32 protein-coding genes and 2 tRNA genes are annotated in these 24,699 nt (G+C 62.5%); 15 read left to right on the top strand and 19 right to left on the bottom strand.

What is annotated here, in order from left to right; all coding sequences use genetic code 11:
* The first annotated feature begins 6 nt into the window (after positions 1–6).
* A complete protein-coding gene (locus BGO20_RS04055) occupies positions 7–249 on the top strand; it encodes a hypothetical protein (RefSeq protein WP_291662482.1) in 243 nt (80 codons plus the stop codon).
* Here BGO20_RS04055 and BGO20_RS04050 read toward each other — a convergent pair.
* From BGO20_RS04050 to BGO20_RS04040, 3 genes are all read right to left on the bottom strand, one after another.
* Positions 246–836 carry a PopZ family protein gene (locus BGO20_RS04050; protein ID WP_465246002.1) on the bottom strand — a complete coding sequence of 197 codons (591 nt, stop codon included), beginning with the start codon at positions 834–836 and terminating at the stop codon, positions 246–248. The two genes, BGO20_RS04055 and BGO20_RS04050, sit on opposite strands and share 4 nt — an antisense overlap.
* A gap of 218 nt (positions 837–1,054) precedes the next feature.
* Positions 1,055–2,473: a TolC family outer membrane protein gene (locus tag BGO20_RS04045; RefSeq protein WP_291662486.1), complete on the bottom strand. Its 1,419-nt coding sequence runs from the start codon at positions 2,471–2,473 to the stop codon at positions 1,055–1,057.
* 161 nt (positions 2,474–2,634) lie between these two features.
* On the bottom strand, positions 2,635–3,273 hold the full coding sequence (locus tag BGO20_RS04040) for a protein-L-isoaspartate O-methyltransferase family protein (RefSeq protein WP_299856705.1): 639 nt from the start codon (positions 3,271–3,273) through the stop codon (positions 2,635–2,637).
* Between the two features lie 490 nt (positions 3,274–3,763).
* On the opposite strand from BGO20_RS04040, the gene BGO20_RS04035 reads away from it, so the two are divergent.
* From BGO20_RS04035 to BGO20_RS04010, 7 genes are all read left to right on the top strand, one after another.
* A complete protein-coding gene (locus BGO20_RS04035; RefSeq protein ID WP_291662488.1) occupies positions 3,764–5,038 on the top strand; it encodes a tyrosine-type recombinase/integrase in 1,275 nt (424 codons plus the stop codon).
* Positions 5,035–5,754, top strand: coding sequence for a hypothetical protein (locus tag BGO20_RS04030; RefSeq protein ID WP_291662489.1), 720 nt, complete (start codon positions 5,035–5,037; stop codon positions 5,752–5,754). The genes BGO20_RS04035 and BGO20_RS04030 overlap by 4 nt, the downstream gene beginning before the upstream one ends.
* Positions 5,755–5,807: 53 nt before the next feature.
* The gene (locus tag BGO20_RS04025) at positions 5,808–6,029 is read left to right on the top strand and encodes a helix-turn-helix transcriptional regulator (protein ID WP_291662490.1); all 222 of its coding nucleotides are present in this window, start codon (positions 5,808–5,810) and stop codon (positions 6,027–6,029) included.
* A 3-nt stretch (positions 6,030–6,032) separates the two neighbouring features.
* Positions 6,033–6,374: a hypothetical protein gene (locus BGO20_RS04020; RefSeq protein WP_291662492.1), complete on the top strand. Its 342-nt coding sequence runs from the start codon at positions 6,033–6,035 to the stop codon at positions 6,372–6,374.
* Between the two features lie 12 nt (positions 6,375–6,386).
* The gene (locus tag BGO20_RS23605) at positions 6,387–6,635 is read left to right on the top strand and encodes a DUF6074 family protein (protein WP_362888860.1); all 249 of its coding nucleotides are present in this window, start codon (positions 6,387–6,389) and stop codon (positions 6,633–6,635) included.
* Positions 6,632–7,132 carry a hypothetical protein gene (locus BGO20_RS04015; RefSeq protein ID WP_291662493.1) on the top strand — a complete coding sequence of 167 codons (501 nt, stop codon included), beginning with the start codon at positions 6,632–6,634 and terminating at the stop codon, positions 7,130–7,132. The genes BGO20_RS23605 and BGO20_RS04015 overlap by 4 nt, the downstream gene beginning before the upstream one ends.
* Positions 7,133–7,729: 597 nt before the next feature.
* Positions 7,730–8,041: a hypothetical protein gene (locus BGO20_RS04010; RefSeq protein ID WP_291662495.1), complete on the top strand. Its 312-nt coding sequence runs from the start codon at positions 7,730–7,732 to the stop codon at positions 8,039–8,041.
* 58 nt (positions 8,042–8,099) lie between these two features.
* Here BGO20_RS04010 and BGO20_RS04005 read toward each other — a convergent pair whose 3' ends face one another.
* From BGO20_RS04005 to BGO20_RS03980, 6 genes are all read right to left on the bottom strand, one after another.
* Positions 8,100–8,687, bottom strand: a complete 588-nt coding sequence (locus BGO20_RS04005; RefSeq protein WP_291662496.1) for a hypothetical protein — start codon at positions 8,685–8,687, stop codon at positions 8,100–8,102.
* 7 nt (positions 8,688–8,694) lie between these two features.
* Entirely contained in the window at positions 8,695–9,177 is a 483-nt protein-coding gene (locus BGO20_RS04000) for a hypothetical protein (RefSeq protein ID WP_291662497.1), read from the bottom strand.
* A gap of 229 nt (positions 9,178–9,406) precedes the next feature.
* Positions 9,407–9,925 (bottom strand): hypothetical protein, encoded by a 519-nt coding sequence (locus BGO20_RS03995; protein WP_291662498.1) that lies wholly within the window; start codon positions 9,923–9,925, stop codon positions 9,407–9,409.
* Between the two features lie 1,068 nt (positions 9,926–10,993).
* Positions 10,994–12,187: an HlyD family secretion protein gene (locus BGO20_RS03990; protein ID WP_291662500.1), complete on the bottom strand. Its 1,194-nt coding sequence runs from the start codon at positions 12,185–12,187 to the stop codon at positions 10,994–10,996.
* Complete coding sequence (locus BGO20_RS03985) at positions 12,184–12,528, bottom strand: hypothetical protein (protein WP_291662501.1); 345 nt, start codon at positions 12,526–12,528, stop codon at positions 12,184–12,186. Before BGO20_RS03985 ends, BGO20_RS03990 begins: the two co-directional genes overlap by 4 nt.
* A gap of 184 nt (positions 12,529–12,712) precedes the next feature.
* On the bottom strand, positions 12,713–13,129 hold the full coding sequence (locus BGO20_RS03980) for a DUF6984 family protein (RefSeq protein ID WP_291662502.1): 417 nt from the start codon (positions 13,127–13,129) through the stop codon (positions 12,713–12,715).
* A gap of 176 nt (positions 13,130–13,305) precedes the next feature.
* On the opposite strand from BGO20_RS03980, the gene BGO20_RS03975 reads away from it, so the two are divergent.
* The 4 genes from BGO20_RS03975 (at position 13,306) to BGO20_RS03960 (ending at position 15,392) form a co-directional block, all read left to right on the top strand.
* Positions 13,306–13,551: a hypothetical protein gene (locus BGO20_RS03975; protein WP_291662503.1), complete on the top strand. Its 246-nt coding sequence runs from the start codon at positions 13,306–13,308 to the stop codon at positions 13,549–13,551.
* A gap of 81 nt (positions 13,552–13,632) precedes the next feature.
* Positions 13,633–13,851, top strand: a complete 219-nt coding sequence (locus BGO20_RS03970; RefSeq protein WP_291662504.1) for a hypothetical protein — start codon at positions 13,633–13,635, stop codon at positions 13,849–13,851.
* Positions 13,848–14,312: a hypothetical protein gene (locus BGO20_RS03965; protein WP_291662506.1), complete on the top strand. Its 465-nt coding sequence runs from the start codon at positions 13,848–13,850 to the stop codon at positions 14,310–14,312. Before BGO20_RS03970 ends, BGO20_RS03965 begins: the two co-directional genes overlap by 4 nt.
* A gap of 264 nt (positions 14,313–14,576) precedes the next feature.
* Positions 14,577–15,392: a hypothetical protein gene (locus BGO20_RS03960; RefSeq protein ID WP_291662508.1), complete on the top strand. Its 816-nt coding sequence runs from the start codon at positions 14,577–14,579 to the stop codon at positions 15,390–15,392.
* Here the strand turns inward: BGO20_RS03960 and BGO20_RS03955 are convergent.
* The gene (locus tag BGO20_RS03955) at positions 15,375–15,827 is read right to left on the bottom strand and encodes a DpnI domain-containing protein (protein WP_291662509.1); all 453 of its coding nucleotides are present in this window, start codon (positions 15,825–15,827) and stop codon (positions 15,375–15,377) included. The two genes, BGO20_RS03960 and BGO20_RS03955, sit on opposite strands and share 18 nt — an antisense overlap.
* A gap of 796 nt (positions 15,828–16,623) precedes the next feature.
* Between BGO20_RS03955 and BGO20_RS03950 the strand changes: the two genes are divergently transcribed.
* Positions 16,624–17,136 (top strand): hypothetical protein, encoded by a 513-nt coding sequence (locus BGO20_RS03950; RefSeq protein WP_291662510.1) that lies wholly within the window; start codon positions 16,624–16,626, stop codon positions 17,134–17,136.
* A gap of 933 nt (positions 17,137–18,069) precedes the next feature.
* Here the strand turns inward: BGO20_RS03950 and BGO20_RS03945 are convergent.
* The 7 genes from BGO20_RS03945 to BGO20_RS03915 form a co-directional block, all read right to left on the bottom strand.
* On the bottom strand, positions 18,070–18,405 hold the full coding sequence (locus BGO20_RS03945; protein WP_291662512.1) for a hypothetical protein: 336 nt from the start codon (positions 18,403–18,405) through the stop codon (positions 18,070–18,072).
* Positions 18,406–18,551: 146 nt separating this feature from the next.
* Positions 18,552–18,800: a hypothetical protein gene (locus BGO20_RS03940; RefSeq protein ID WP_291662513.1), complete on the bottom strand. Its 249-nt coding sequence runs from the start codon at positions 18,798–18,800 to the stop codon at positions 18,552–18,554.
* Positions 18,797–19,015 carry a hypothetical protein gene (locus tag BGO20_RS03935; RefSeq protein ID WP_291662515.1) on the bottom strand — a complete coding sequence of 73 codons (219 nt, stop codon included), beginning with the start codon at positions 19,013–19,015 and terminating at the stop codon, positions 18,797–18,799. Before BGO20_RS03935 ends, BGO20_RS03940 begins: the two co-directional genes overlap by 4 nt.
* Positions 19,012–19,233 carry a hypothetical protein gene (locus tag BGO20_RS03930; RefSeq protein ID WP_291662516.1) on the bottom strand — a complete coding sequence of 74 codons (222 nt, stop codon included), beginning with the start codon at positions 19,231–19,233 and terminating at the stop codon, positions 19,012–19,014. Before BGO20_RS03930 ends, BGO20_RS03935 begins: the two co-directional genes overlap by 4 nt.
* Positions 19,233–20,252 carry a phage major capsid protein gene (locus BGO20_RS03925; RefSeq protein WP_291662518.1) on the bottom strand — a complete coding sequence of 340 codons (1,020 nt, stop codon included), beginning with the start codon at positions 20,250–20,252 and terminating at the stop codon, positions 19,233–19,235. Before BGO20_RS03925 ends, BGO20_RS03930 begins: the two co-directional genes overlap by 1 nt.
* A gap of 92 nt (positions 20,253–20,344) precedes the next feature.
* Entirely contained in the window at positions 20,345–20,626 is a 282-nt protein-coding gene (locus BGO20_RS03920; protein ID WP_291662519.1) for a hypothetical protein, read from the bottom strand.
* Between the two features lie 561 nt (positions 20,627–21,187).
* A tRNA-Asn gene (locus BGO20_RS03915) sits at positions 21,188–21,262 on the bottom strand.
* Positions 21,263–21,427: 165 nt separating this feature from the next.
* Between BGO20_RS03915 and BGO20_RS03910 the strand changes: the two genes are divergently transcribed.
* Positions 21,428–21,501: transfer RNA gene (locus BGO20_RS03910), tRNA-Cys, on the top strand.
* 201 nt (positions 21,502–21,702) lie between these two features.
* On the opposite strand, the gene BGO20_RS03905 is transcribed toward BGO20_RS03910, so the two are convergent.
* Positions 21,703–21,963, bottom strand: coding sequence for a hypothetical protein (locus tag BGO20_RS03905; protein ID WP_291662521.1), 261 nt, complete (start codon positions 21,961–21,963; stop codon positions 21,703–21,705).
* A 332-nt stretch (positions 21,964–22,295) separates the two neighbouring features.
* Between BGO20_RS03905 and BGO20_RS03900 the strand changes: the two genes are divergently transcribed.
* Positions 22,296–23,747 (top strand): cryptochrome/photolyase family protein, encoded by a 1,452-nt coding sequence (locus BGO20_RS03900; protein ID WP_291662523.1) that lies wholly within the window; start codon positions 22,296–22,298, stop codon positions 23,745–23,747.
* A 6-nt stretch (positions 23,748–23,753) separates the two neighbouring features.
* On the opposite strand, the gene BGO20_RS03895 is transcribed toward BGO20_RS03900, so the two are convergent.
* Complete coding sequence (locus BGO20_RS03895; RefSeq protein WP_291662524.1) at positions 23,754–24,536, bottom strand: SDR family NAD(P)-dependent oxidoreductase; 783 nt, start codon at positions 24,534–24,536, stop codon at positions 23,754–23,756.
* Positions 24,537–24,699: the final 163 nt, after the last annotated feature.

The raw sequence follows: 24,699 nt of genomic DNA, 5'->3' as shown, positions 1-24,699 counted from the left end.
CGCGCCATGAAGCTTCTCGTTCACGCCATCGGCGCCTGGGTCACGGTGGAGGCGGCCTCGGGACGCTACCCGCGCCCGCTCGCGATCGGATTGACGATGCTGGTCTCCCGCCTGGGCGCGCCGACGGCAGCTCTCGCGGTGGCCGGTTTCGCCCTCAAGCGCCTCGACGAGGCCGGTGCCTTCGACAGCCTGCGGAAAGCTCCGTCGCAGGGCGCGGGCCGCGGCCGACGCCTGGCCAAACCGGACTAGCTCCGGCCGCCTCGCGCCACGCGCTCGATCTCGGCGCGGACGAGCCGCTCGACCATCGACGGCAGATTGTCGTCGAGCCAGGTCTTCAGCATCGGCTTGAGCATGTCCTTGACGAGATCCTCGAGCGTACGGGCGTTGTTGCTGAGGACCGTGTTGGCAAGCTGGCCGAAGGCGCTGGTGACGGCAGAACTCGCCTGATCCGACAACAGGCTCGCCATGTCGACGGCCTGCGGGGCCGCTTGAGGCTGGGGCTGATGTTCGGGTTCGGGAGGAGGCGGCGGCGCCGGCTCGGGCGTTTCGACGGGCACGGCGAGCGCCGCGGACGGAGACTCGTCCGCGTCCCGAAAATCGATATCCGCCTCTGCTTCATCCTCGCCGGGCGTGACGGCGGTCGGGGTCGGCTCGGGCTGGGGCGGCGCGACGAAGGCGGCCTCCGTGCCGAGATCGAGCACGTCGTCGTCGAAGGTGGCCTCCTCGGGCTCCGAAGCCGGGGCGGCAGGAGCCGGCGCGGAATCGGCTTCCGCCTCGGCCGGCTTGGCTTCGTCGTCCGAGATGATCCGCCGGATGGAGGCGAGAATCTCCTCCATCGACGGTTCGCTGGGCTTGGCTTGCGCGTTCATGGCGGTCCGGACCGTTAGGCACTGCGCGCGCCGATGGAATCAACGCCGCTCCACGGCGCAGTATTCCACGAGACTCCGCCCAGACAAGGCCGCAAAGCCTTCTCCCCACAGGAGAAATCGGCTCTGTTGCGCGATAACGCCAGCTTGCCCGGCGACAACCGTAGCGGAACCGGGCCGGGAGCGGCTCAGCGACCGTCCGGTGTCTGTGTGCCCCAGAGCTTGTCCTTGACCTGCTCGTAATGCTGGCGCGCGTCATAGGCGGCAGCCTTGAGCTTCAGGGTCTGTGCCGAGAGCTTCCCTACCGCAGACAGCACGGAATAGGAGGCGACGACCCGATCCCGCTGCGCCGTCACCAGGCTGGAACGGGCGCTGACGAGCTCCTGCTGCGCGTTGAGAACGTCGAGTGTCGTGCGCTGGCCGACCTTGGCTTCCTCGCGCACGCCGGAGAGAGCGGTCGACGCCGCCTCGACCTGCGCCTGGGCCGCAACGATCTGCGCCTTGGCCGCCTCGAGGCCGCCCCAGGCCGAGATGACGGCGGCGCGAACCGTGTCACGCTGCGTGTCGACCTCGATCCGGCGCTGCCCGGCCGTTTCCTTGGCCTGGCGGGTGCGGGCATAGATCTGGCCGCCCTCGTAGATCGGAATCGTCAACGAGCCGACGATGCTGGCAGAGAGGCGGTTGTCGCCGAAATACTGGCTGTCGTAGCGCCGCTGGACCGTGCCGGTGACGCCGAAGGTCGGACCAAGGTCGGCTTCCGTCACCTTCACCTGCAGTTCCGCCGCATCGACACCGTGCAGCGCCGCGAGGATGGCGGGATGGTTGGCGAGCGCCTGGTTGAGAGCGGCCGGCAGCGAGCGCGGCAGGAGATTCTCGACCGGCCGGCCGGGTGCCAGCGAGCGCGGCTCGGCGCCGACGTTCTGGCGATAGCGCGCCACCGAGGTTTTCAGGTTCGATTCGGCGAGAATCGCCTGCGACTGCGCCGAGGACAGGCGCGCTTCGGCTTGGGCAACGTCGGTACGGGTGACTTCGCCGACCTGAAACCGGTCGCGAGTCTGGCGCAGCTGTTCCTCGAGGACCTCGACGTTGTTGCGGTTGAGGTTGAGGATCGCGGTATCGCGCAGCACGTTCATGTACGAGGTCGCGGCATCGAGCAGCACGTTCTGCTCGGTGTTGCGGAGCGTTTCGCGCGCGCCCAGCACCTGCGATTCGGACTGGCTGATGGCGCTGCGGGTCTTGCCGGAATCGAAGATGTTCTGCGTCACCTGGACGCCGGCGCCGCGTGGCGCGAGGCGTGAATTGACGCTGGCATGGTAAGGCGAGGTGCTGGCGAAGGCTGGGACCTCCGACTGCGTGATGCTGGCACCGATATCCGCGGAGGCGGTGATCTTGGGCCGATATCCGGCCCGGGCCTGGGGAACGTTCTCATCGGTGGCGCGCACGGAAGCGCGCTGGGCATTCAGCGTCGGATTCCCGGCATAGGCACGTGCGAGGGCGGCATCCATCGTCTGCGCCTGCACGGCCGCGGACCAGCCGCCGCCCAGCAGTGCTGCCAGGACGGTGCCGACCCCGAATCCGAAAGCCTTCTTAACGTTTTGTCTTTCCACTGGACGCCTCTCGTGCGCACTCAAGTCGCGCCCAGGCATCGCCCCAGCCTCGGCAGAAGATATAATTTCATACCCGTCCCGGAGCCATCCGCCAACAGCAGTACTGGCGCTCGAACGGGTTTCCCTGAGCAAGTGCCGCAAAAATGCGACACTTTCGATCATTAAAAAACGAACTCCGCCGGACGCCGGAACTCGGCCAGCTCGGGCGCGGCAGCGTCGAAAACCGTTCTTCCGGCAACGACGTTGCCGGACTTCTGATAGAGTTTCACGCGTGCGGAACGGCCGGTTCCTTCCACCACGATCAGGCGCCCTTCACTCCGCAGCAGCGAAAAAAGGCTCTTCGGCTCGGTCTCGCAGGCGCCGCTGACCAGAATCGCGTCGAACGTCGCCTTCGCCGGCTCCTTTTCAGCGACCAGCACTCCGCAGCCAGCCGCCGCCAGCGCCGTGATCGCCAGGGCACGGGCCTTGTCGTCCGGCTCCCAGAGGGTCGCCTTCACGCCCATCCGGTCCATCAGCGCGGCGCCATAGCCGGTGCCGCCGCCATATTCGAGCGCATCCTCGCCCGGCTCGAGGTCGAGCACCTGAATCATGCGCGCGATGACCATCGGCGTCATCAGCGCGCGCCCGGTGCCGGGAAGCTCGATCGCCTGATCGAGATAGGCCAGGTAGGCGAGGCCTTCCGGCACGAACAGCTCGCGCGGAACCTCGTCCGCCGCAGCCAGCACGGCGCGGTCCGTCACGTCGTAGGTCCGCAACTGACAATCCACCATGTTCCGGCGAAGCCCGCTGAAACCTTCCATGCCTGAAGCCTCCGTCCGCAACGCCGCCCGATCATCGGCCCGAAGCGCCCCTCGCCTCAAACCCGTGCGGCACCGCCGCCTGTGAACCCGGTACGGCCACGCCGTTCGTCGCAGCTTTCTGTTCGAGCGCAGCGCAAAAGGCAAGCGACCTCGTGCAGCATGACGAACGGACAGCCTTAATGCGCCGCCTGCCCGGCAGACGAAAAAGGCCCGACCGATCTCTCGGCCAGGCCTCGTGAATTCGCTGGCTCCCGGAGCAGGATTCGAACCTGCGACCAATCGATTAACAGTCGGTTTCGTTTTGATAGCGGCGGATAGCGACTGATTTTCAACGATGATAAAAGATCTCTTATATCAGTATCTTACGCGATCACCTTATATCACTCGCATTCTTTCGATTGCGCTCTAGCGCATGCAGGCGTACCTAGCCAGGTACGGATAGGTACGGATTTCGCCTGTCAAACCGATCTTCCATGTGGCGGGGCCAGACATGCCGAAGGTGAAGCTTACGGACCGATTCGTGGCCGGCGTGACGGCAGAGGCAGGGCAAATCGACTACTTCGATGTGGGCGCTGCGTCGGGTCTCTTCCTGCGTGTTTCGCCCAACCGAAAGGCGTGGGGTCTGCTCTTCACCCGACTCACAGATGGGAAGCGTGCGCGAACGACATTCGGGACATATCCGGCGATGAAACTGGCCGACGCGCGCGGCCGAGCCATTGAGCTGAAATCAGGGCTGCTCAACGGCAAAGACGCAACTGCCGCCGTCCGCGAGATCAAGTCGGGACTAGCCGACGGCGAGTTGACCGTAGAGAAGTTGGGCAACCTCTTCATTGCCGATCGCCGCCAGCGTGGAAGGCGGACCTCCGATGAGATGGAACGCGCACTACAGACCGACGTGAATCCGGTCATCGGCTCCATAGGCGTCCAGAAGCTTCGGCGGCTCGACCTTGCGCGCGTGACCGACAAGATCAAAGCGCGAGGCGCCACAACACACGCGAACCGAGTCGCGGCGCTGCTCAAGGCGCTGCTCGGATGGGCAACCGATCAGGGCCACGTTGAGGTCGACGTGTCCCACCGATGGAAGCCGCCAGCCGAGACGGCCCCTCCCCGCGAGCGCGCTTTCAGCGATGGCGAGATCCGCAGATTCTGGCATGGCCTTGAAGCGGGCAAGTTGGGGCGCTGGACGGTCGAGCTTCTTCGGCTCTGCCTCGTGCTGGGTACGAGGCAAGGCGAACTCGCCGGACTTCTACGAGGTGAGGTCGATCTTGAAAGGCGTCTCCTGCGCATCCCCGCGACGAGATCAAAAAACGGTAGGGCGCACGATCTCCCCCTACCCCCACTCGCGATCGATATCCTGACCCCCGTTTTGGAAGCGCACGAGCTTCCGGCAGTGTTTCCGGGGCCTAAGGGCCTCCCGATGGCAAACACAGCGATCGCCCGAGCGGTTCAAAGATCTCAAGAAGCGATCGGCCTTGATAAATGGACCGCTCATGACCTTCGTCGAACTTGCGCAACGCATATGGCGCAGCTCGGAATATCGGCTTTCGACGTCGGTCTAGTCCTGAATCACGCCAGCACAACCAAGTCGACCGTGACGACACAAGTTTACGTGCGACACGATTACTTGAAGGAGAAAGAGGCCGCACTCAATCTCTGGTCGGAGCGGCTGGCCGGGATTATCGCCGAGGCCGACACAGCCGAAATCGTGCCGATGAGCAAAGCACGTCGCCGCTATGGCCTTCAGCGCCGGAAGTCTGCGGCATGACTGTACTACTCCAGCCCTATGAAGTCTCGCTCGGCGCCAGCTCGGCATGGGAGCGCCCTGACTTGAAGCGACATGTTGAGGAGACAAGTGAGATCGCGCTTACGGATTCGCAGTGGGAGTCACTGGCGCGTGGCGCAGATCGTGCCAGCCGCAGTTTTCTGTTCAATCGCCCGCACGATCCTGCCAGTCGCAAGCGCATCGAGGAGCTGAGCGTGGCGGCCAGCCGGTTCCGCATCGCGCTAGCTGCTGTCATAAATGCAGAGAGGGGAAACGCTACACCCGACCTCACCGACGCCGAGGAGGAGATCTACGCGCCGTTACAAGCTGCCCTCGCTGCCAACGGGATTGAGATGGAGCAGCTCGAAGCCTTGCGAGCGGCTCTGTCTTTCGCGAGCGTCGTAGAAACTGCCATGCGGGGCGCCTCAGCGGAGATCCGGAAGGGCGGGAAGGGCAAAGGCCGCGAGGTCACTGGCTACTCGATCTATCTGCATGCCTGCAAGAGCGTTTGGCAGGCCGGCGCGAACTCTGAAAAGGGTTTGAGCATGACAGGCGGTCGAGGATCCGGGCCGCTCGTCCGACTGGCTCACGCAGCGGAAATATTACTTCCGCAGGCAATGCGTCGAGGGACCGAGGCCAAGGTCGGCGACGCTGCTCTTCGGCTGTTCGGTGAGAGAGGTGACAACGAGAAACGGGCTTTTGTCACCGGGCAGACCTGAGCGCATTTGAGCGACAGTTTCCGAGGCATTCCGCAACCGAAGGAGTGCTCCGGATGACAACCGTTACCGAACGTCGCGACGAAGACCCGCTCGTCGATCTCCTTTCCGACGCTCAGATCGAAAAAGGTTGGCCGATTTCTAAGGCCACGATCAGCCGTCAGCGCAAGGCTGGCGCCTTCCCCGCACCGGTCCGTGTCGGCCGCTTGGTCCGGACTTGGCGCTCGGACGTGAACCGCTACTTTCAGCCCAAGCCCCGCACCCCGCCGGAGGGCTGAGCGATGGCCCCCGACAACCACCACCTCCGCGCCGTCGTCGTCGCCGACATCGCCCAGATCATGGTCGCGATCGGTCAGGATTCAGGCGCCCGCCACGCGGCCGCGCTGGAGCGGTTTCCCGGCTGCCCCGAGCCGATCCTCTGGGCCGCCGAATGCGAAGCCGACCGGCTAATCGAGGCGCGGTTCCTCGCGCCGCTGGCGGAGCGCTTCGCCGACCTGGTCGCGGCGCGCGAGATGGAGGAGGCAGCCAATCGCCCTGCCTCTGGCGGATCGCGCCAGCCGGCGATGTCAGGCGACGGAGGACGCTCGTCTTCCAGCCACCTCGACGCCGACGTCCCGTTTTGAGGAGGCCTCGCTATGGGTCGAGTTGTCCAGTTCCCGCGAACCCGGGATGAGCCTTTTGTTTATCGCCACGCTCGGTTGATGGCCGGCTTCAGGCCAGAAAAGGCTGAAGCACATCTTGAGCGTGTCCTCGCAGCCGCGGCTGCCACAATGCGTAAGAGAGGCATCGACGACGAGGTCGTCGCCGCTGAACTTCAGGCAATCGAAAGCGCGGTGCGATCTGCACTGTGGAATTGCGTGCTTTTAGGCGGAGGCAGCGCGTGAGCAACCGCAAAAAGAGGGACAAGCCGAAGGACAGCTTCGTCGTCCACCGCTTGGAAATGCGTCAATCAGCAGCATGGCGCGCTCTGCCCGATCATGGGCGTCGCGTTCTTTTTCGCCTTGAGGAGGAACACATGGGACACGCTGGAAGTCTGAACGGCCGCCTTGCCTGCCCCTACCGTGATTTCGAGGCGTCGGGCATTCCATACAAAGCGATCGCGCTGGCGATCAGACAGTGTGTCGGTCTCGGCTTTCTTGAGATCACACACCAAGGCACGCCTTCGATCAGCCAGTACCGCAATCCAAGCCGTTACCGGCTGACGTACGTTTACGGTCGCGAGAAACTCGTCGATGGCACACCGCTGCCCCAGCGAACTGACGAATGGAAGCGGATTGAGACCGACGAGCAGGCCGCAGCTGCACTTGCCAGCGCTGAGGAGAGGAAGTCCACCGCGCATGTGCGACGGGCTGGACTTGCCCGCGCCAAGCGGGCGGCATGAACTGCGGCAGCCCTTCCCGGAGATGTAGATAGCAGGGGTCAAAGGGGAACTAGGACAGTAGTTCCCTCTGGCCCCCTGGCTCGCCCGAACGCTGTAGGGGCCGGTAGGGAACTTAGTCTGTTCCCTCCAGACCCCTGGCTTTCTGAATTTTCGCTTCTGAGAGATGGCCATGAACAACGAAACCACCGGCGCCGAGCGCGCCGAACGAACTGCCGTGCCGTCGCCTCCAGACACCCGCCAGTAGGAAGTAAGCTCGGCGAAAGCCCTTCGCAGGGCGCGGCTGACCTGGTCGAGCTGGACGCGGCATGACCGCGAGCTTCCGCCATTCGTCCGGCTCGTCGCCGCCGAGCTAGCGATGCGTGTCGAGTATCGCGCCGGCGCTTGCACCGTCGGACCCTGCCGGGAGATCGCGCGCGCATTGGGCGTCGCTGCCAACGCAGTCGACCTTGCCATATCGCAGCTCGAGCAAGCCGGCTGGCTCAAGCGTGAACCCGGTAGCCCTCCATTGTTCAGCTTGGCGGCTTCGTTGGCAGCGCTCGCCCGGATCGACCCTGACGGCCGAACGTGGAGCGACGGACGAACAGAGGGAGCTGCGCGATGAGCACGCGCAAGGTCATGCTCGATGCCGACCAATATCGCGACCTAGGCCGCCGAGATGGCGAAGCCGCCGCCCGTGCCGCGGTCCGGGTGCTGGCTGAAGCCACGGGCGGCGGCAGGTTTCCGGCCGAGGTCAAAAGGCGGCTCGACGAATTGGACCGCGGTGTCTCTGAGCTGGCGGCTCGTGGCATATCGGCAACCCGGATCGAGGCCTATCGAGATGCTTGGCGGCGAGCCTTCGATTCCGTCCTCGATCTGTTGGGAGCGGTGCTGCTCGCGGCGCTGCCAGATGACAAGGATGACGAGGCCTGACCGGCAGAAGCCGGGATGGTTTTGCCTTAGCCGGCATGTCTCGCGTCGCGGAGACATCTCAGCGCGGGTATGAAGCGGCTACGATCTCCGCGACCTTCCCGACATGGTCGTCCGACAGGGCAATCCGCTCGTACCAATCTGAAAAGCGAATGGTCGTGATCACAAGTTCAGGCCACGACGACAGTAGCTTATTGCCTGATCTGCCGCTTCCGTGCTTGAGCGTATTGACTAAGTGCTGGACGGCGTCGAGCTGACTGTGGACGATACAGCCAGCCTCAGCCAGCTTAGCGACGAGCGCCTTGTGGTCGTCGCTAGATTTGCCTTTCACGGCCACTCGAACCGCTCGCTCCCACAGATGATAGAGCTGGATCACCATGGCTTTCCGCAAGGACATACATGCCGACTCAAGTGTAGTTGCCTCGAATTCCAAAAGCTGGCTCTGATCCCAGAGCATGGCGCCGTCTTCGTCCCATTCGCCGATGGGGTCGCCACCGTTTTTCACGCTCTCCTCATAATGCATGATCTCGTCGCGCTTCCCTGCGATCTGGCGTTCGAGGGTACTAATCGCCTCGACGAACCCGATGCGAAGGGTTTCAATCGCTTGCTCGTACTGCCAGCCTGCGAAATCGAAATTGATCACCGCCATCGAGCCCTCATTCCCCTTCGTGCAACTGAGCTTTGACACGAAAACGAATACTCTTCGGGACCGCCTCGATGGTCCTTCCAACGAGCTTCAACACGACATCGGAGCTTGAGGACCTCAGGATTATGCCCGAGGCGCCGTCTTCTCCGGGAAACGCCCAGACGCGCTGATCGCCCAAGGGCAGCTCTTTAACAAGGGGCGCATCTCGGACTGCATCATCGAACTGCCATCTCTTGCCGCCGATAATGGGGCCTCGGTAGGAGCTCAGGCGTGTTTTTCCCTTGGCGATGACCTTGTCGATCTGGATACCGGCGGCACTCCGGTTCCGAATGTGGAGCGTGGCATACCACCATTCCGGTTGTTGTTCGAAACCCTGGAACGACAGCCAAATCAGCGGTTCATGATGGCGCGCGTTGGCTCGCCCAACACGCCAGGAGACAACGAGAGAAAGTGCCGATACGACGAGCGCCAACGCCGAAATCAGGTTCGTCATGGCCGGATCCTAGCGCTTCATGCGCGCCGGGGTTGGATGAGGCGACCTTGTCCCATTGAAGGCATCGCTTCGCGAGCAGCCCTCGTGCCGGTTTTCATGCTCGAAATGAGCACCTTGGCCATCCTTTCCGGCAGCATGAGCGCGCACCACGCCTAGGCACTCACGGCAACGCATCAGCCGCCCGCGCGGGTACTTCAACGCCTCGTCGATGGAGAGGACGTTCCAACGTTCATTCGCCCAGAGTTCGCAGTCGTCCGCCAAAACAGCCACGGAAAGTCCTCCACCTAGAGGCGGGAAGACCACCACGAGCGCGGGAGTCGTGCAAGGCACCTGATTGAATGGCGCCAGCGAGCTTCTCGTCGAGGATGCGGCGGACGATGCCGGGCAAGGCTGCCTCCGCGTCACGTATCTGCCTCGCCTCATGGATCTGCTTGCGAGTAAACCCGACCTCCGCAGCCGAAGGCGGAGTTAAGTCGTTCTGCTCCGGAACGACTTTCGGGCGACCGGTGCGCTGCCCGACTTCACCAAGTTTTTGCGCCGCGTCGTATTCATCCGCCAACCGCCGCTTAGCCTGCGCCTCGATTTCTATGGCATGGGCCTGCGCACGGTGAGCGGCAGCGATCAGATCGTGCGGAACGAGAATCCGATCAACAATCCGGCGCCGCCGAGGTGGAGATCGACGGCGCCGGCTGTCCCCGTCCCTGTGGGTGAGGGCAATGATCGGTGCGGGGCGAGCCATCGAACGCACGGAGCGATCCCCAGTCAATTAGTCGGCTGGGCACGAATTTGGCCAAATCCGGAGTAACCCCGACGAGCGCCGTGCCCCGGTTCGAACTGAAAGCCGGGATCTAGCGGCGCTTCAATTCAAACACCTTGGCGCTGTGTTGCGCTTTTCCGATCGCGCGTCTGCGTTGAACATCGGCGAGGTCAGTCAACGCATCCTCGATTCGACGCCGCAATCGCTCATCGTCTTTCGACTGACCCGGCAAGTTGAAAAACGCGCTCAGAAGATGCGCGGCGCATTCATCGTAATTCGAGTTGGACCTATCTGACACAAACTCAACTGACACGGCTGACCCCACACGGCGCAATCTGTTTCGAAATGGTCCGGGATAGTCATAGCGAGGTGGACCACCGCAAATCTTCAGCCAGAGCGCGTGTTTAGGCGGTGAGCGCAGCCTTTGCGCAAAGCGGGTGATCTTAACCCTTCATTTGAAGGACGTGGTGACTGACCAGATTCTGCTGCAACAACGGGGCTCGTTCCCATCGACGGGCGCCCGGTTGCCGACGTGTCTCCCCCCAGCCGGCGCGTCGGCAACCAATCCCGGTTCTTGACGGCTTCTCCTTGTCTTGCTGATAGATTTCCTATCAACAAGGACGATATTCATGAGGCGCAGGGGCGAACTCTCCGCGGGCGGAGTGGATCGGGCGTATCCGTTCCAGGTCGCGGTGAAATGCATCACTGGTCAGAATGTCGGTCACCTGAACCAATCCGGGCCCTTTTCGTCATTGTGTTGGCGACGCCATCACGTCGGCGATGATTCCGGCAGCTACGAGGTTTTCTGTTTCGCCGACCGAACTCAGGCCGACCAGTTCCGCGATGCGATAAGAGGCGAGGATTTCGATCCTCGCGATTGGAGCGGCGGGCGGTGGATCAGAGGACGCGGCGCGAGGCGTGACGAGGTAAGGCGGTCGCGCGGCTATTGGTGAGGTGCATTGACGACTGGGGTATGCTCGCAACGTGTCGGAAGCGGACATTGCGGCCAACATGATAACGCCCCCGACCAACACTTCATCCTAGCGAAACGTCCTTTGACTAGGGACCACCCCCGGCGAGGCCGATCCCAGCGATCAAAGAGCCCCATACTTTCAGACGCAAGCCTACGGCCTTAACCACCCCGGTGGCGGCGATGAGGTGACCGGTGAAACCAGGAAGGTTGTTCGTGTAGGTCTGAACGATGCAGCCGGTGCCATCGAGCATGATCTTCTCCTGCTCTTTGTGCTCTAGTTCGAGATACACTAGAAGTGAGCCGCGCGGCATCCGCTCGCTCAGTTCAAGCAGCCGCCCACCCGGCACGATCTGGCCCGATGATATCGCCGGTTGGACGCTGCGGACCCGCGCCGGCAGCACTGTGTTGCTGAAGGTCAAACCGATATTGGTGTCACAGGCAATTTCCGCAGGCATCCCTTCGTAAAGCGTAGTGCGCGAGACTTGCGAGAAACCAGCGGTAATCCGAAGCGGGATATCATTCGGGCGATCGGGAATGATCACCATGGCGGGGCTCAAGATTAGCGTGGACGCCGGGCTTCCCGCACTCATGGCCAGCTGTGTCACGACGCCATCTGTGAACGAGCGCACCTCGGTCATTCCCAGCGCGACCTTGGCGCTCTCCATCGCAGCCTCTGCCGCCTTATGCTGTGCGGGGAGAGTTTGCGAGATTTCCACCTGAGCCAAGCTTTGTTGAGCCTGCGCCGACGCGAGGTTCGCCTCGCCGATCGCGACGGAGGACTCGGCGAGGCGCACCGCCTCCCTGGTTCCGGAGTTCTTAGCAACCAAGGCCTGTGCGTTCTCCAGGTCACCCCTCAACTTATCCAGCGATGAGGTCGAAACGATAACGGCAGCCTGTGCGACTTTCAGAGCGTCGGAGGCTTTGGCCTCGGCCGCCTTGATCTTGTCGAACTCGGCCTCGGCTTGCTTCAGCGCCGCTTTCTGGGTGCTGTTCTCGATCCGGAATAGCAAATCACCGGTGGCGACCTTTTGCATGTTCTTCACGGCGACCTCGGTCACCGGGCCGGCCGTCTGCGCCACAACCGACACAGTGCGGTACGGCAGCAGCCCCGAATATGACTTTGGATGGAAGTAGAAGATCGCCACGAACATGAAGAAGGCCAGCAAAGCCCAGAGGAACACCGCCGTGCGCATGTTCCAGACGGTCATGGCCTCGCCACGGCGCTTGAGCTGGTAGTAGCGGAATACAGCTGGAAAGGACGTTAAGAGGATTTCGATCACTTGGCAGCCCCTTCTGTCTGGGGGTGAGCCACGACTGCAACGTCCGGCGATACTGGTCCAACCGCCGCTGGTGAGGCAGCAGCTTCCGGTTCGACTTCGCCAATTCTCGCGATATGGTACCGGGACCAGTCCGCCATCAGGGCGAGAAGGACTGCGCTCAGCGGAAGCAAGAAGTGGAAATGCTCAAGGGGAAATATTTCGTAGAGCAGCGCTATCAAAAGCAGCGTCGGGATCGTCTTGGCCAGCGGGGTGCCATGCGATCGGCGTTCGGCCCAACGGTCGAAAGCCGCATACAGCGTTACGATGCCGTAGAGCGCGAGGCAGATGAGCGCCAGCGCCACCCAAGCTAGTGTGTCTGTATCACCAGGAGAGGTGAACCACGATGGGCTTGCGTGCCCTAGACCTGTCGACACCACACAATACCTTTCGAAGGAGCGCGCGGCAACCTACCAACCGTTCGTATACAAACTGCAAAATCCAGGGTCATCGCAGCAGACAAAGTCCGCTATGGGTCGTCAGCGGTCTTTAGTTGGCAGAAACTTCGATCTCTGCGAGCGGAACTTCATAGGGACCGATCAGGATATCGCTTCCATCGTCCTTGTAGACCTCAAGCTCGTGCAGTCGGCCTTCGATCACATGCAGCAGCAAGTTGACCGCAGGCCTGTGAGGCTCGGCGCTAGTCCGGTCATCGTGATAACGCCCCTCAACTGGAACTCGTCCCCGGACCTGCGCTCGTGGCTCCTCTGTTTGAAAGCGCAAACTGCCCTCACGGTCGATACGGCACACCAAAGCTGACCGGGCCTGCGCTTGAAGCTCAGCGCGCCCGGGAAAGTCTGTTGCAAGAAGATGATCGAGGACCGCTGCCTCTCCCGGCTCTAACGCACGCCAGGGTCCGCTTGTCGTGATACTTGGATCGAGCGCCATGTCGGCTATGATGACCATTATCACGCTAGGTCCACCATGGATCGAGATCGGACGAAAGCGCGGCGCAACTTCATTTCGCTCATTGGCGCATCGGAGTTTAGCCGACCTCTAACCTTCTTCTCAGATCATTGAATTCGCATCGCAGCGGTTCGGTGATAAACCCAGGACGTTAGGTTGCGTTGTGAGGTGTTGTCATGCCGAACGCCGACGCCTTGATTGTCAGATCGTATCCGCAGCGCAAGGCTGCGGTCTTACGGGCCGCTCAGCTCCTGTTGCCCTCGCCCGGCGCAGATGGCGAGCGGGAATTTGAGCAGCTCATTGAGGCCATCGCCGACTTCGATATCCGGCAGGAAGCGCTCGGCTATATTGACATACCCCGAGCATTCGCCGTTTTCCTTTCCAGTCGCCATCTCGATGGACCATCGGCTGGGCAACGCTAGGCTGTCTGCCCTCCATGCCCTTATCCTAAGCCCGCTTTGTTACAGCTCCCCGCAGCCGCATAGGCGTATGGCGGGGGCGCGATGTCCGAGCCCGCCAAGCTGCCCGAGATTGATGTCGACGCGGCCGATGTGAAGCGGATCGCGCTGACGACTGATCCGGAGGGCGGGACGGCGATCTATTTCGAGATGGCAAGCGGTCAGGTCATGAATCTTGTGTATTCACCTGAGACGTTCGCGAAGCTTGAGGCAATGCTGGCGAAGGCGAATGAAGCGCGGGCCCAGCTTTCCCCGATCCAATGAAGGCAGCGGCGCATATGAGAATACGACTGACCTGGGCAGGGGGATGCGGCATCGCGCTAGCACTGGCTTCCGGGGCCTACGCTCAAGGCGGCTGGAGAGACGTCTATTCTTGTGGAGCCTCGAAGGGACAATCTTTCTTTCTGAATGGCCAAGGCTGGCAGGACGACGGCATTTCATCTGGCGTGATCGTGCTGAAGCGTCGTGGCGACGATTTCGATATCAGAGTCGCCGACGCCAGCGGATCATCGTTTTCTGCCCGCGAAGACGGAGCTAGTGTCATCGGCCGGGCTCAGGACGGCGTTATTCAGGTTTTGGTCGTGTATCCCTCGATGACGATCGAGACGTTTCTATTTTCCAAGCCGGACAAGGGACGCTCTGTGCTGGCTTGGACGGCGAGCAAGCAGGTTTATGGATTGGCAGACCGGGCGTCGGTGTTCGTCAGTTCGTGCATCACCCGGTAGCATCCCGCGGAACCTGATAGGCTCCGCGGCTTGGTGGGCGGCGCCACTTGGCGGATCGCCGGCTGGCTCGTGCTTCTCTGCATCGCCCATCTCACCTTCTGGACAACGAAGCTCCTGTCGCGCTGACCGGCAATCGCCTCCCGCACGTTGTCCAAGCTGTGTTTCGAGAACCAGAGGAGAACAAGCCCACTTAGGAATAATGTCAACGACGCTTGCCGTCCACCGAGGATGATCCACAATCTGCTGACTTGAACGGGGGAGCCGATGGACACTCAGGTTTTGATCAACGGAGCGAATGCGGCGCTTCCTGCAAAAGCCGCCGCCACTATTGCCGCTGACGTCATCGCGGGCTGCTTTGAGATGATGGAAGGTCGCGAGCTCGACACCCCCAAGCCGCTGGCGGGGCAGACGTTCCTCGTCCAACTCGGCATGCCGTCAATCAGCCCTGCCGATCGGGCTGATATGTACCGCACATGGCTCCTATCGAAGGGCTTCCACAACATCCTCAAGGGGCTCCGGACCTCGTTCGAGGAAGCATATCTCTATGTCGCCCTGTTCCAGAAAAGGCGCATTCAAGGAGATCAGTTCCGGCCATTCGTCGCGGCAACCCAAAAGAAAGCTGGAGGCATGTCGTTCGTTGCGCTTGTGGACGAGGTCAGCAAGCATCTGACGGCACCACTGGCCTATCGACACGAGCTGCTGTCCATGCAGAAAGCGCGAAACCGCCTTGAACATCGCAACGGGACCGTTTCTTTCGCCGACGCCACAGAAAAGAACGGAGAGCTTTTGCTGAGATATCCTCGGCTCAAGGTCTTCTACGAGCGGGCCGGGCAAGAAATTGAGGTAGGTCCGGGCGCCGTAGTCGACACCGGCGATGATCGCGTCGAGGTCCAAATCTTCATCAAGCGCGACACGTACGAGCGACGGTTCGCCCTTGGCGAGCACCTCATTCTCTCCTCCGCCGAGTTCATTGAAATAGCGATGGCGACTTGCTTGATCGCGGACGACTTAGTCGCAAAGATGCCTCGGATGACGGAGCCCGGGAGCGAAGTTGGCTCGGCTTCAACGCAGTCGAACTAAGCCGGTCCCGACCGCGCTCAAGTCGTAAATGAAGCCCTGCCAGCCAGCCCTTCGCGCATTCTCAGAGAGCGGCTTCCTCGGCAGAAACATGTCTGGGCGCTGCAAGTCGGCAGCTAGATAATAGATCGCGTGTGAAACCATTCCCTTGTCGGCCAGAACAAGGAAAAGCGGGAAGTAGATCCCCGCGTCCATCCGTTGCTTCTGCGGCTCCCACGCGGCACCTAGAATGCTCTTAGGCGGCGCATTGATGTCGCTGACTACCGACGCCTTAATCTGACCCAGATAACCACAAAAGTCGCAGATTACGTCCGCGCATTTGAAGTTCGCCGGCAAACGAACGAGCGTCTTGGGCGGCCGCTTGCATCGAGGACAGGCACACTGCCGCACGACCTGATCCTCGCCGAATTTGCCTAGAACTTGCCGAGCGGTCGCCAATTCTCCCTCTCATATCGCTTGCGAATTCGCCTGCACCGGCACTAGCGCACTACGGGAAATAAAAAAAATCGGCCAAGATGCGAACGTTTCCGGGTTCTGCCGGGTACGAGCTTCGGCGTGCATCCATCGAAATTACTTCGACGTTGTTCCGCCTCAATCCATCGATCTCCGTATTCGTAAGCTGGCTCGTGAGTTGCTCCGATTGGTCAGGAGCAAGCTGAACGACTCGAATGCGCTCTGGCGAGAACTCTCGCTTTAGCCTGGCGCAGACATCTACAATGCCGGGCATCTGTTTGAACGGCCGAGGTTGAATTGCGGACGCGTAGTTTATACGCCAAAAGTCACCCCACGCGACTTCGGTCGCGCGATCAATCTTTTGAATGAACTCGTCCAGGCTCTCATCCATTTCGTGCGGAGAGGTGATCCGAACAGCGAGACAACTCTCGCGCGACAGCCTGCGAGGAGCGATTCTTGGGCCTGGCGGAAGCTGGCCGCCCAACCTAGGATCAGTCAGCATATGCCTCAGGAGACGGCTCTTGCCGGCATTCTGATTGCCACAAACCAGTAAAATTCGCTCCAAATGAGCGCGCTTACGGTCCGCTTGTTCCAACTGTCAGCCCCCCGGCCGATTATCATAACGCGAGCGTTGCATCAGCGAGCTCGCTGGGCAAGCAAAACACGGCCCGCCGCAACGAGGAATGAGCGTGGACAACCTGGTCGGCGGCTCTGGGCCAATCTGGCGATTTCGCGCCCCGCAAGCCTATCTTCGGCTTCAAGTGCGCAGATTGGCGAGCCGATGGACTGGAAAGTTACCGACTATCTAGCGTTATGGGGCGCCTTCGTTGCGACAGGCGTCGCCGGCTGGAATATCTACCGCGATTTCCTCAAGCGAGAGCGTGTTGGGGTTTCGGGCGGCTTCCGGCTGATATTCGACGGACAGGGCGGGCCGGTTGAAAACTGCTTCATGATCTCCGTCGTCAATCACACTGACAAGCCGCTCCGGGTAACTGCCGTTTCCGGCTATCAGTATAATTGGTGGAAGAGGCTATTTCTTACGAAGGTCATGCGTCGAAAGAAGCTAAAGGCATGGCTCCTGCCTCATCGGACCTTAAACGGAGACCTCCCTTTCACCGTCGCCGCTAAAGATCGCATCGATATCCTTTATGCCCATACGCCCGAACAGCTACCCGATATCGGCCAACTCATCGTGACTACGGCAGATGGGCGGGAATGGACGATGCGAAGCCGAGATATGAAGGCGATCCGCACCGAGCAGGCCAAGGAAAAGGCGAAAGCCAAGGCCGCTTGATTCTAAAATGGCCCGGTTTTTTGCAACCGAGCCTATCGGCGTTCTGGGTCCGGTCAGGAAGTTGAAGCCGCTGGCGAGGCTCCCGCGTCTCTGCCGGCGATCCTACCCAGCATCCGAAATCTATCGATCGGCTATCGGCGACCGGCGGGCCTCGCGCAGCTGGCGGGCATGGGTGTCGAGCTCTTCGCGAAGCAGCTCTCCGTTGAGCGTGACGCGGATCTCGATATCCATGGGAGCAGACGGGCGCGCGGAGGGTGTACGAACGCAACTTGCGGTGCTTTTTCTCGCAACCAAATGCGCGCCCCGAAAGACTACCTGACGAGCTGGAATTCGCCTTCAGGAGTGGCAGCGCACCGACGCTCCATACTCACCGGCTGCCCAGCGAAATCGAGCATCATCCGCACGTTGTAAAATGCCACTCTGTCAGGCCGTGTGCTGATAAGCGCCACTTCTGTCGAGCGAAGGGTAATGCCCGCGACAGCGGGAGGGAGTTGTCTGCTGGCCAGCAACAAGCAGGAACTGACGACCTCCGGCGAAGGCTGCTGAGCGGATGCTGGATGTGCGATGCTCAGACAGGCTGCAATCGAGCCGGAAACCCATAGTGTTCGATTTATCGCGCTATGGGCGAGGATCGCAGATGAACTCCTCAGAAAGCGCACGAGATTAGACTGCGTCATGATCAGATCCCCAGACTTGGCGGTCGGGGAGTTAGGAAGCCCCCGCTAGGAGAGCCGCACATGCCTTTAGGCTCTCGCCCTGGACATACGCACATGCCTCCCCGACCTCAGTCGAGGAGTGCTTTCTCGGCAGCACACAAGCCGCCTAGCGGTGGGGTTCCTACGCCCCAGGCGCATCTGCTGATGTGCCCGAAAGCTTTGTGCACGTGATATCCAGCGATCTCAAGAGTGCCAGGGCTGAATTCGAGTCGGCTCATCAGCTCCCGACCAGACCGAGATCCTTAGCCAAGCGCCGAACGCTGGAGGCGGCGCGATCGATGGCCGATGCGAGCTTTATTCGTTCGCTCAGGAAGAAGTGAGGACGGGCTTGCTCGGTCCACTCGACGCGCTGCAATTCCTCGAGCCGCGCTCTGGCGTCGAGGTAATCGCGGATTATGTCCACCTCGAGCGCGGAAACCGGCTTTCCAGCATCGCGCCGCATGCGGCAAATGCGCTGAAACTGAACTTTTTCTGACCGATTCAGACCTCTCGGCGGCGACGGATCGGCTTCGCCCGGCGGTGAAAGTGCCGAAGATTGCTGCGGTTTCGACATCGTGGGGCTTTCTAGAAAGTGTGAGAACACGTCACGCGGCCGTAAATTCGCGGACAAAATTCACCCCCGGCAGAAAATAAACCTCCGCAGGCGATCCCTTGCGGTGGTGGCCCCCTACGGCCGGATTTCCGACCCTCCCCCCCCAGTCACGCTGCCGCAGGTGTTGGCATCGGGGGCTCGGGTAGCTCAGCGCTGATCTCGCTTTCGACCTGAGCTGCCCACGCGGTGAAGCGCCGGCGTTCGGCAGCGACAAGCTCATGAAGGTCGAGCCCTTCGAAGCCTGCTGCCGCCAGTTGCTGGCGCTGTCGGTCGACCGCGATCTCGACGGCGACATCGAGGGCGCGCCGAAGGTCGCCGCGGTGCCGGACGGGGCCAAGGCTGATGCGCTCCGTCATCGACCGGAACCTCCGACCGACACCGCATCGCGCAGTGCGGCGGCCGTAGCGCGAGCGCGCCATGCCTTAATGACGGATCGTGCCGTTGCCATCTGCCGCGCTCGCTCCGGGCCGGTCACACCATTGCGCTCGATCCGCTCGCCAGCTCGGCGAATCGCTTCCGCCGCCATCTCGTCGAGCCGGCGCTCGGCTTCTTCAATCGTCGGCGTCCTCATGAGCGGGACGCCTTCGGCTTGGCGGCGGTCGGGGCGGCCGGCGTGGGCTCCGGCTGTGTGCCGGGCTGGCCGAGCGCGGCCAAGCGGAGTTCGGCGACGAGCGCGCGCCGTTCCGCCCGAAGCACTTCTAACTCCCGCTCCCAGCCAGCTCTGGCCTCACGGATGACGGTGGCAATCGCGTCGGCGACGGCGTCGGGCAGAGTGTCGGCATAGGACATCACGCGCTCCATGCGATGTCGGAGAGGATGGCGACAGCGTTGTCGCGAAGGGGCTCGGCGCCGAAGGCAGCGCGGCCCAAAATCGCGATCTTGTTTTCCTGCCACAACGACCGCATCACCGTCGCGGCGTTCGGCGGCGAGTTGGGAGCAGAGTCCATTTGGATTGATGCCTCGCCGCTGGCTTCGACCGTTACGGCTTCGATCTCACCGCCAATGCCAGATGCGTCGATCAGCAACACCCGATCGCTGGGAACAGCGTCGGAGACGAGCGCTGGCAAGTTGAGGATCTCGCCGCCGACCGGCGACATCGCTGGGAAAGCCAACTCACCGTAAGGGCTGGCGAGGGTGGCGGCCGCGTTGGCGACGCCGGCTGGCATAACCCAGTAGAGCGAGCCGCCTGCATTGATGTTGACGATGTCCAGCAGCTCGCGCAGATCGGACAAGGCTGCGGCAGCGGTCACGCCGGAGGCCGGGAGCGGAGTGATCCCGTCCGTGATGAGGTCGATGAACTTCGCGTCCAATGCGAAGCTGACAGCAGCCTTGAGGGAGCCGTCGAGAAGCGAGCGAGCAGCGGGGCTGACGGATCGCACCAGCTCGTTAGTGACCACCACCATGCCGGCCGCTTTCTGTTGCTCCAGCATCCGGCCGGACAGCGCCATCGCGGAAATCGGAATCGGCATGCCCTCGCCGACGACATACGCGGTTGCATCAGCCGCGACGACTGCTGCGCTGGTCCTCAGCGGCATCCGCGCAAGACCACCGTCGAGCAACATGCGGGCGAAGACCGATTCCGGACGGATCGCCTCGACGAACGCCCCGACAATGTCATTGTCGGCGAGCGCAGCGGCAAAGGCCGGATCGGCGAGGCTGCCTGCGTCGACCGCGGCGCGCAGCACGATACGAACAGCCTCCGGAGCTTTCGTGCTTTCTGCCAAAACGGAAGCTTGAACTGGACTACCGCCAGCGATGGCCAGAAATCGCGCCACGGCTGAGAGATCGGTGGATTTGGCTTTGAGCATGTGGCCTCCGAAGAATGAGGCCAAGATGTCCCGCGGAGGAGCGTGCGCGGTCGATTGCGGAAGATGATGAAAGATTCTGTTCCGCGCGGTTTTCAGCCTACTTCGGTCTTCTCCACGATCCACAACGCGATATCGCGGACGCGATAGCCGACCCTGCCGGCAACCTTCACATGACGGGGCGCCCGGCCTTCCATGCGCAGGTTGCGCAAGTACAGGGGCGAGTACTGAAGCAGCCGAGCAGCCGCGTCTTCGAAGACTCGCTGGTCGCCGGTCGTTTCGATCCCCCACCGCGTGAGGGCATCACGCAACATCACCTCGATCTCCAGCGGATCGAGATCGATTTGCTCCTCATATCTGCGCGACGGCATCGACATGCCGCATTGAATCACCACCGATTCGCGGTGGCAAATTCGCAATGCAGGCCGGTCCGCTTTGATGTGGACATTGCGCTGGAAACTAATTCTGCGGGCGGGAACCCAGCCGGTCCGGCCCCGCGCTGCGTTGACTTCTTACCCGCCCTCCCCGGCAGCTACGGCTAGTGCCGCCGTCTGGGATGGTGCTGGCCGCAGGTCGCCTGCCACCCGGCCGGATCCGGTTCGGCATGGTCGACCGCTACTGCCTGCACGATGAGCCCCTCCGCAGCGCACTCCGCGCATAGGCGATGCGCGCGCAGGAAGCCGGCTCGCGCTAGATTGACGGCGGCATGGCTCGGCTTAGGCGGGTGAAGACGGATGAGCATGGCGCAGGGAATCACGATCGATTCGACGCAGCAACAGCGAGTCGGCCTTCAGGCGATCCAATTCGGGGCTGTGCGGCACTCCAAGAACCGGGGGGAATGCGTACCTAGCGCCGTACCTGATGGGCTCTGCGTACCTATCGCGTACCTGAAAAGGAAAAGGGCTCAGGCGATTTCTCACCTAAGCCCTTGAATTCGCTGGCTCCCGGAGCAGGATTCGAACCTGCGACCAATCGATTAACAGTCGATTGCTCTACCGCTGAGCTATCCGGGAACGGTGGCGGCGTAATAGCGGCGCGGTCCGCACTGCGCAAGCCCCCTAGTGACGGCAAAACACATCTTCTTGCCGCGCGAGCGAAACATCCCCCACCCGCTTGCAGCGCGTCCGGCTTGTCGCTATAGGCCCTGTCGCGAGAGCGGCTGGCCGCCCTCGACGGAAGGCCTCGTGGCGGAGTGGTTACGCAGAGGACTGCAAATCCTTGCACCCCGGTTCGATTCCGGGCGAGGCCTCCAACAGCATTTTTCAGGTGCTGATTTTACCACGGTTTTTCGCTCACTTGTCCCGCTTTTCAGCCCCCGAATTTTCCGGCGGGACAACGTCGTTCGCGGTTTCACCTTTCGCGAGAGCCATCTGCTCCAATCCGTCGAAACGAGGCACGGTGCCCGGCCGCGATCGGTCGGAAGCGAGGCTTCGGATATCGCTCGGTCGGGCTTTCAGAGCGGCTCGGCGGTTGCGCGGACAGATCGCCCGGAAACAGCCAGATAGCGGTCGCTGAAATGACTGACGACGAGGCGCAGCCGGGTTCCATCCTCACAGTCCAGGTCCAGTTCGCTGCCATAGCAGGCTGGATCGATGCCGGACGTGTCCAGGTGCAAATAGCCCGAGCGGGCATCGTCGAATGAGCTGCCGAACCGAAAATCGAGAGGCAATCTGCGCCCATCGCGCAGAATCAGACAGCCCTTGCCAGTATGCATCACAGCTCTCCGCCTGGGCGGCGTCACTGCGCGCCGCCAGCGGTCGTTTCCAAAAGCGGCATGGAGACAACTGCGGTTTCGTCATAGCTGCCTGAAGTGTCCTGTCTATGTCATTTGATTGGTCAGTCAGCGATTGTGGCTGAGACGGCGCGGCGCGCCCGACGCTGGCGACGGGCAAACCCCTCGAAAATCGGCCTTCATGCGCTTCGGGCGAGACCTCCACGATTTTTGGCCAAACCGATGGCCGGGCTGAGGCGTATAGGCTCGGAACGGGCGGTGTGAGCCCTTCCCGCGAAAGATCCTGCGTCCCAACGACGCGCTGGCGAGATCCAATGACGAAACGCGCTCTCCACTGGTTCCGCGATGATCTGCGGCTCGCCGACAACCCGGCCCTGGTCTGCGCTGCCGGGACGGGCGCGACCTACTGCATCTACGTGCTCGACGATCGCGCCGAACGGCGTGCGCTCGGCGGGGCGACGCGCTGGTGGCTGTCGCACTCGCTGGAAGCCCTTGCGGCAGCGCTGGAGCGCAGGGGTGGCCGGCTGGATATCCTGTGCGGCGACCCGGCCGAGCTGCTGCCGGCTTTCGCCGAAGCGGCGGCCGTCGACCTCATCACCTGGAATCGTCGTTACGATGCGCCTTCGGTCGATCTCGACGCAGCCCTCAAGGAGAGGCTTTCAGGCAACGGAACGGCGGTTCGCACCTTCAACGGCAGCCTGCTGAACGAACCTTGGGAAGTGACGACGCGGACCGGCCAGCCCATGAAGGTCTTCACGCCTTACTGGCGCGCCGCCCGCGAACGCGGCGAGCCGGAGGCGCCGCTTCCTGCCCCCACACGGCTCCAGGCACCGGTACTGCCCGATTCGCTCGGCCACAGGGTGCGAAGCCTGCCGGAGCTCGCGCTGCGGCCGACGCGGCCGGACTGGGCCGGTGGCCTGCGCGAGGCCTGGACTCCCGGCGAGGACGGCGCAGCCCAAAGCCTGGTCGATTTCATCGAGGATGGCCTCGGGGGCTACGCCGACGGGCGCGACCGGCCCGATCGCGATTCGACATCGCGACTCTCGCCGCATCTGCGCTTCGGCGAGATCAGCCCGCGCCAGATCTGGCACGCGCTCGGAACGGCACGGAAAAGCGGCGAGGCGAAAGGTTCGGCGGCCGATGCCGAAAAATTCCTGTCCGAGCTCGGCTGGCGCGAGTTTTCCTACCACCTGCTGTTCCACAACCCGGATCTCGCGACCCGGAACTACGATCAACGCTTCGACGACTTTCCGTGGAAGCACGATGGGGAAGCGCTGCGCCGGTGGCAGCGCGGCCTCACCGGCGTTCCGCTGGTGGACGCGGGAATGCGACAGCTCTGGACCACCGGCTGGATGCATAACCGCGTCCGGATGGTCGCCGCCTCCTTCCTGATCAAACATCTGCTGCAGGACTGGCGGACGGGCGAGGCCTGGTTCTGGGACACGCTGGTCGATGCCGACCCGGCCAACAACGCCGCAAGCTGGCAATGGGTCGCCGGATCGGGCGCCGACGCCGCGCCCTATTTCCGGATATTCAACCCGGTCACCCAGGGAGAGACGCATGATCCCGCGGGCGCCTATGTCCGCCGCTGGATCCCCGAGCTCGCAGGGCTTCCGGACAAGAATATCCATGCGCCGTGGAAGGCTCCGGACGATGCGCTGAAAGCCGCGGGCATCCGAATCGGCGAGACCTATCCGGCCCCGCTGGTCGATATCGGCTTCGGGCGCCAGCGCGCGCTCGACGCCTTCGCGATGATTCGCGGCTGAACGACCTCAGCGACCCGCCTTGGCGAAGCGGGACAGGAGCGCGAAATAGGCCGGATAAGGCAACAGTCGCAGCACCTTCATCAGCCAGGCCAGCCGGCGCGGAAAGGCGATCTCGAAGCCGCCTCGCTCAAAGCCACGCAGAATGCGTTCCGCACTCTCCCGATCCGTCATCAGGAACGGCATCGGGACGCTCCTTCCCCTCGTCATCGGCGTCTCGACGAAGCCGGGATTGACGAGTTGCAGGCGGATGCCGGCGACAGCGCAGTCGAACTGCATCGCCTCGCAGAAATGGATCGCGCCCGCCTTGGCCGCGCCATAGGCAGCAGCGCCCGGCAGGCCGCGATAGCCGACCAGCGAAGCGTTCACCGCGATCTGACCGCGGTGCCGCGCGCGCATCCGCGGCTCGAGCGCGAAGAAGCTCTTCGCGAGCCCGAGCAGATTGACGCCGACGATCGTCTCCACGGCTTCCGCATCGATCGGTCGATCGTGTGCGGAGGCAATGCCGGCATTGAGGAAGGCCAGCGCCACAGGTCCGTGAATGCTTTCGATGGTTTCGACGACGTCGTTCATCGCCCGGGCATCGGTGACGTCGCCGGCATGGGCCACGATCCGGCCCGGCAAGCCTTCCGCCTCACGCGCGATCGCCTCGAGCGCCTCTGCCCTGCGGGCGGTGATCGCGACCGTCCAACCGCGTCGCGCCAGTGCGATCGCGACCGCGGCGCCGATGCCGGAGCTCGCTCCGGTGACCCAGGCTACGCCGTCCTGCGGTTTCATGCGTGGCAAGGACATGGCGGCTCCGAAGGTCGAGACCGTGATCTAGACGCTCGCTCGCAAAGCCGGAAGCCGGCCGGTGCCGTCATCCCCGCTATCCTACCAATGAGGTGGCAAGCTTTCGCCAATCGGTGCAGTCTGCCGCGCGAAGGCGCCCCGGCGCCGCCAGCGGACGATGAGA

It is taken from the genome of Allobosea sp. 67-29, assembly GCF_001898115.1.
Taxonomy (GTDB): Bacteria; Pseudomonadota; Alphaproteobacteria; order Rhizobiales; family Beijerinckiaceae; genus Allobosea.
Note: the sequence above shows the minus strand (reverse complement) of the source record. Positions and strands in the feature narration are given on the sequence as shown.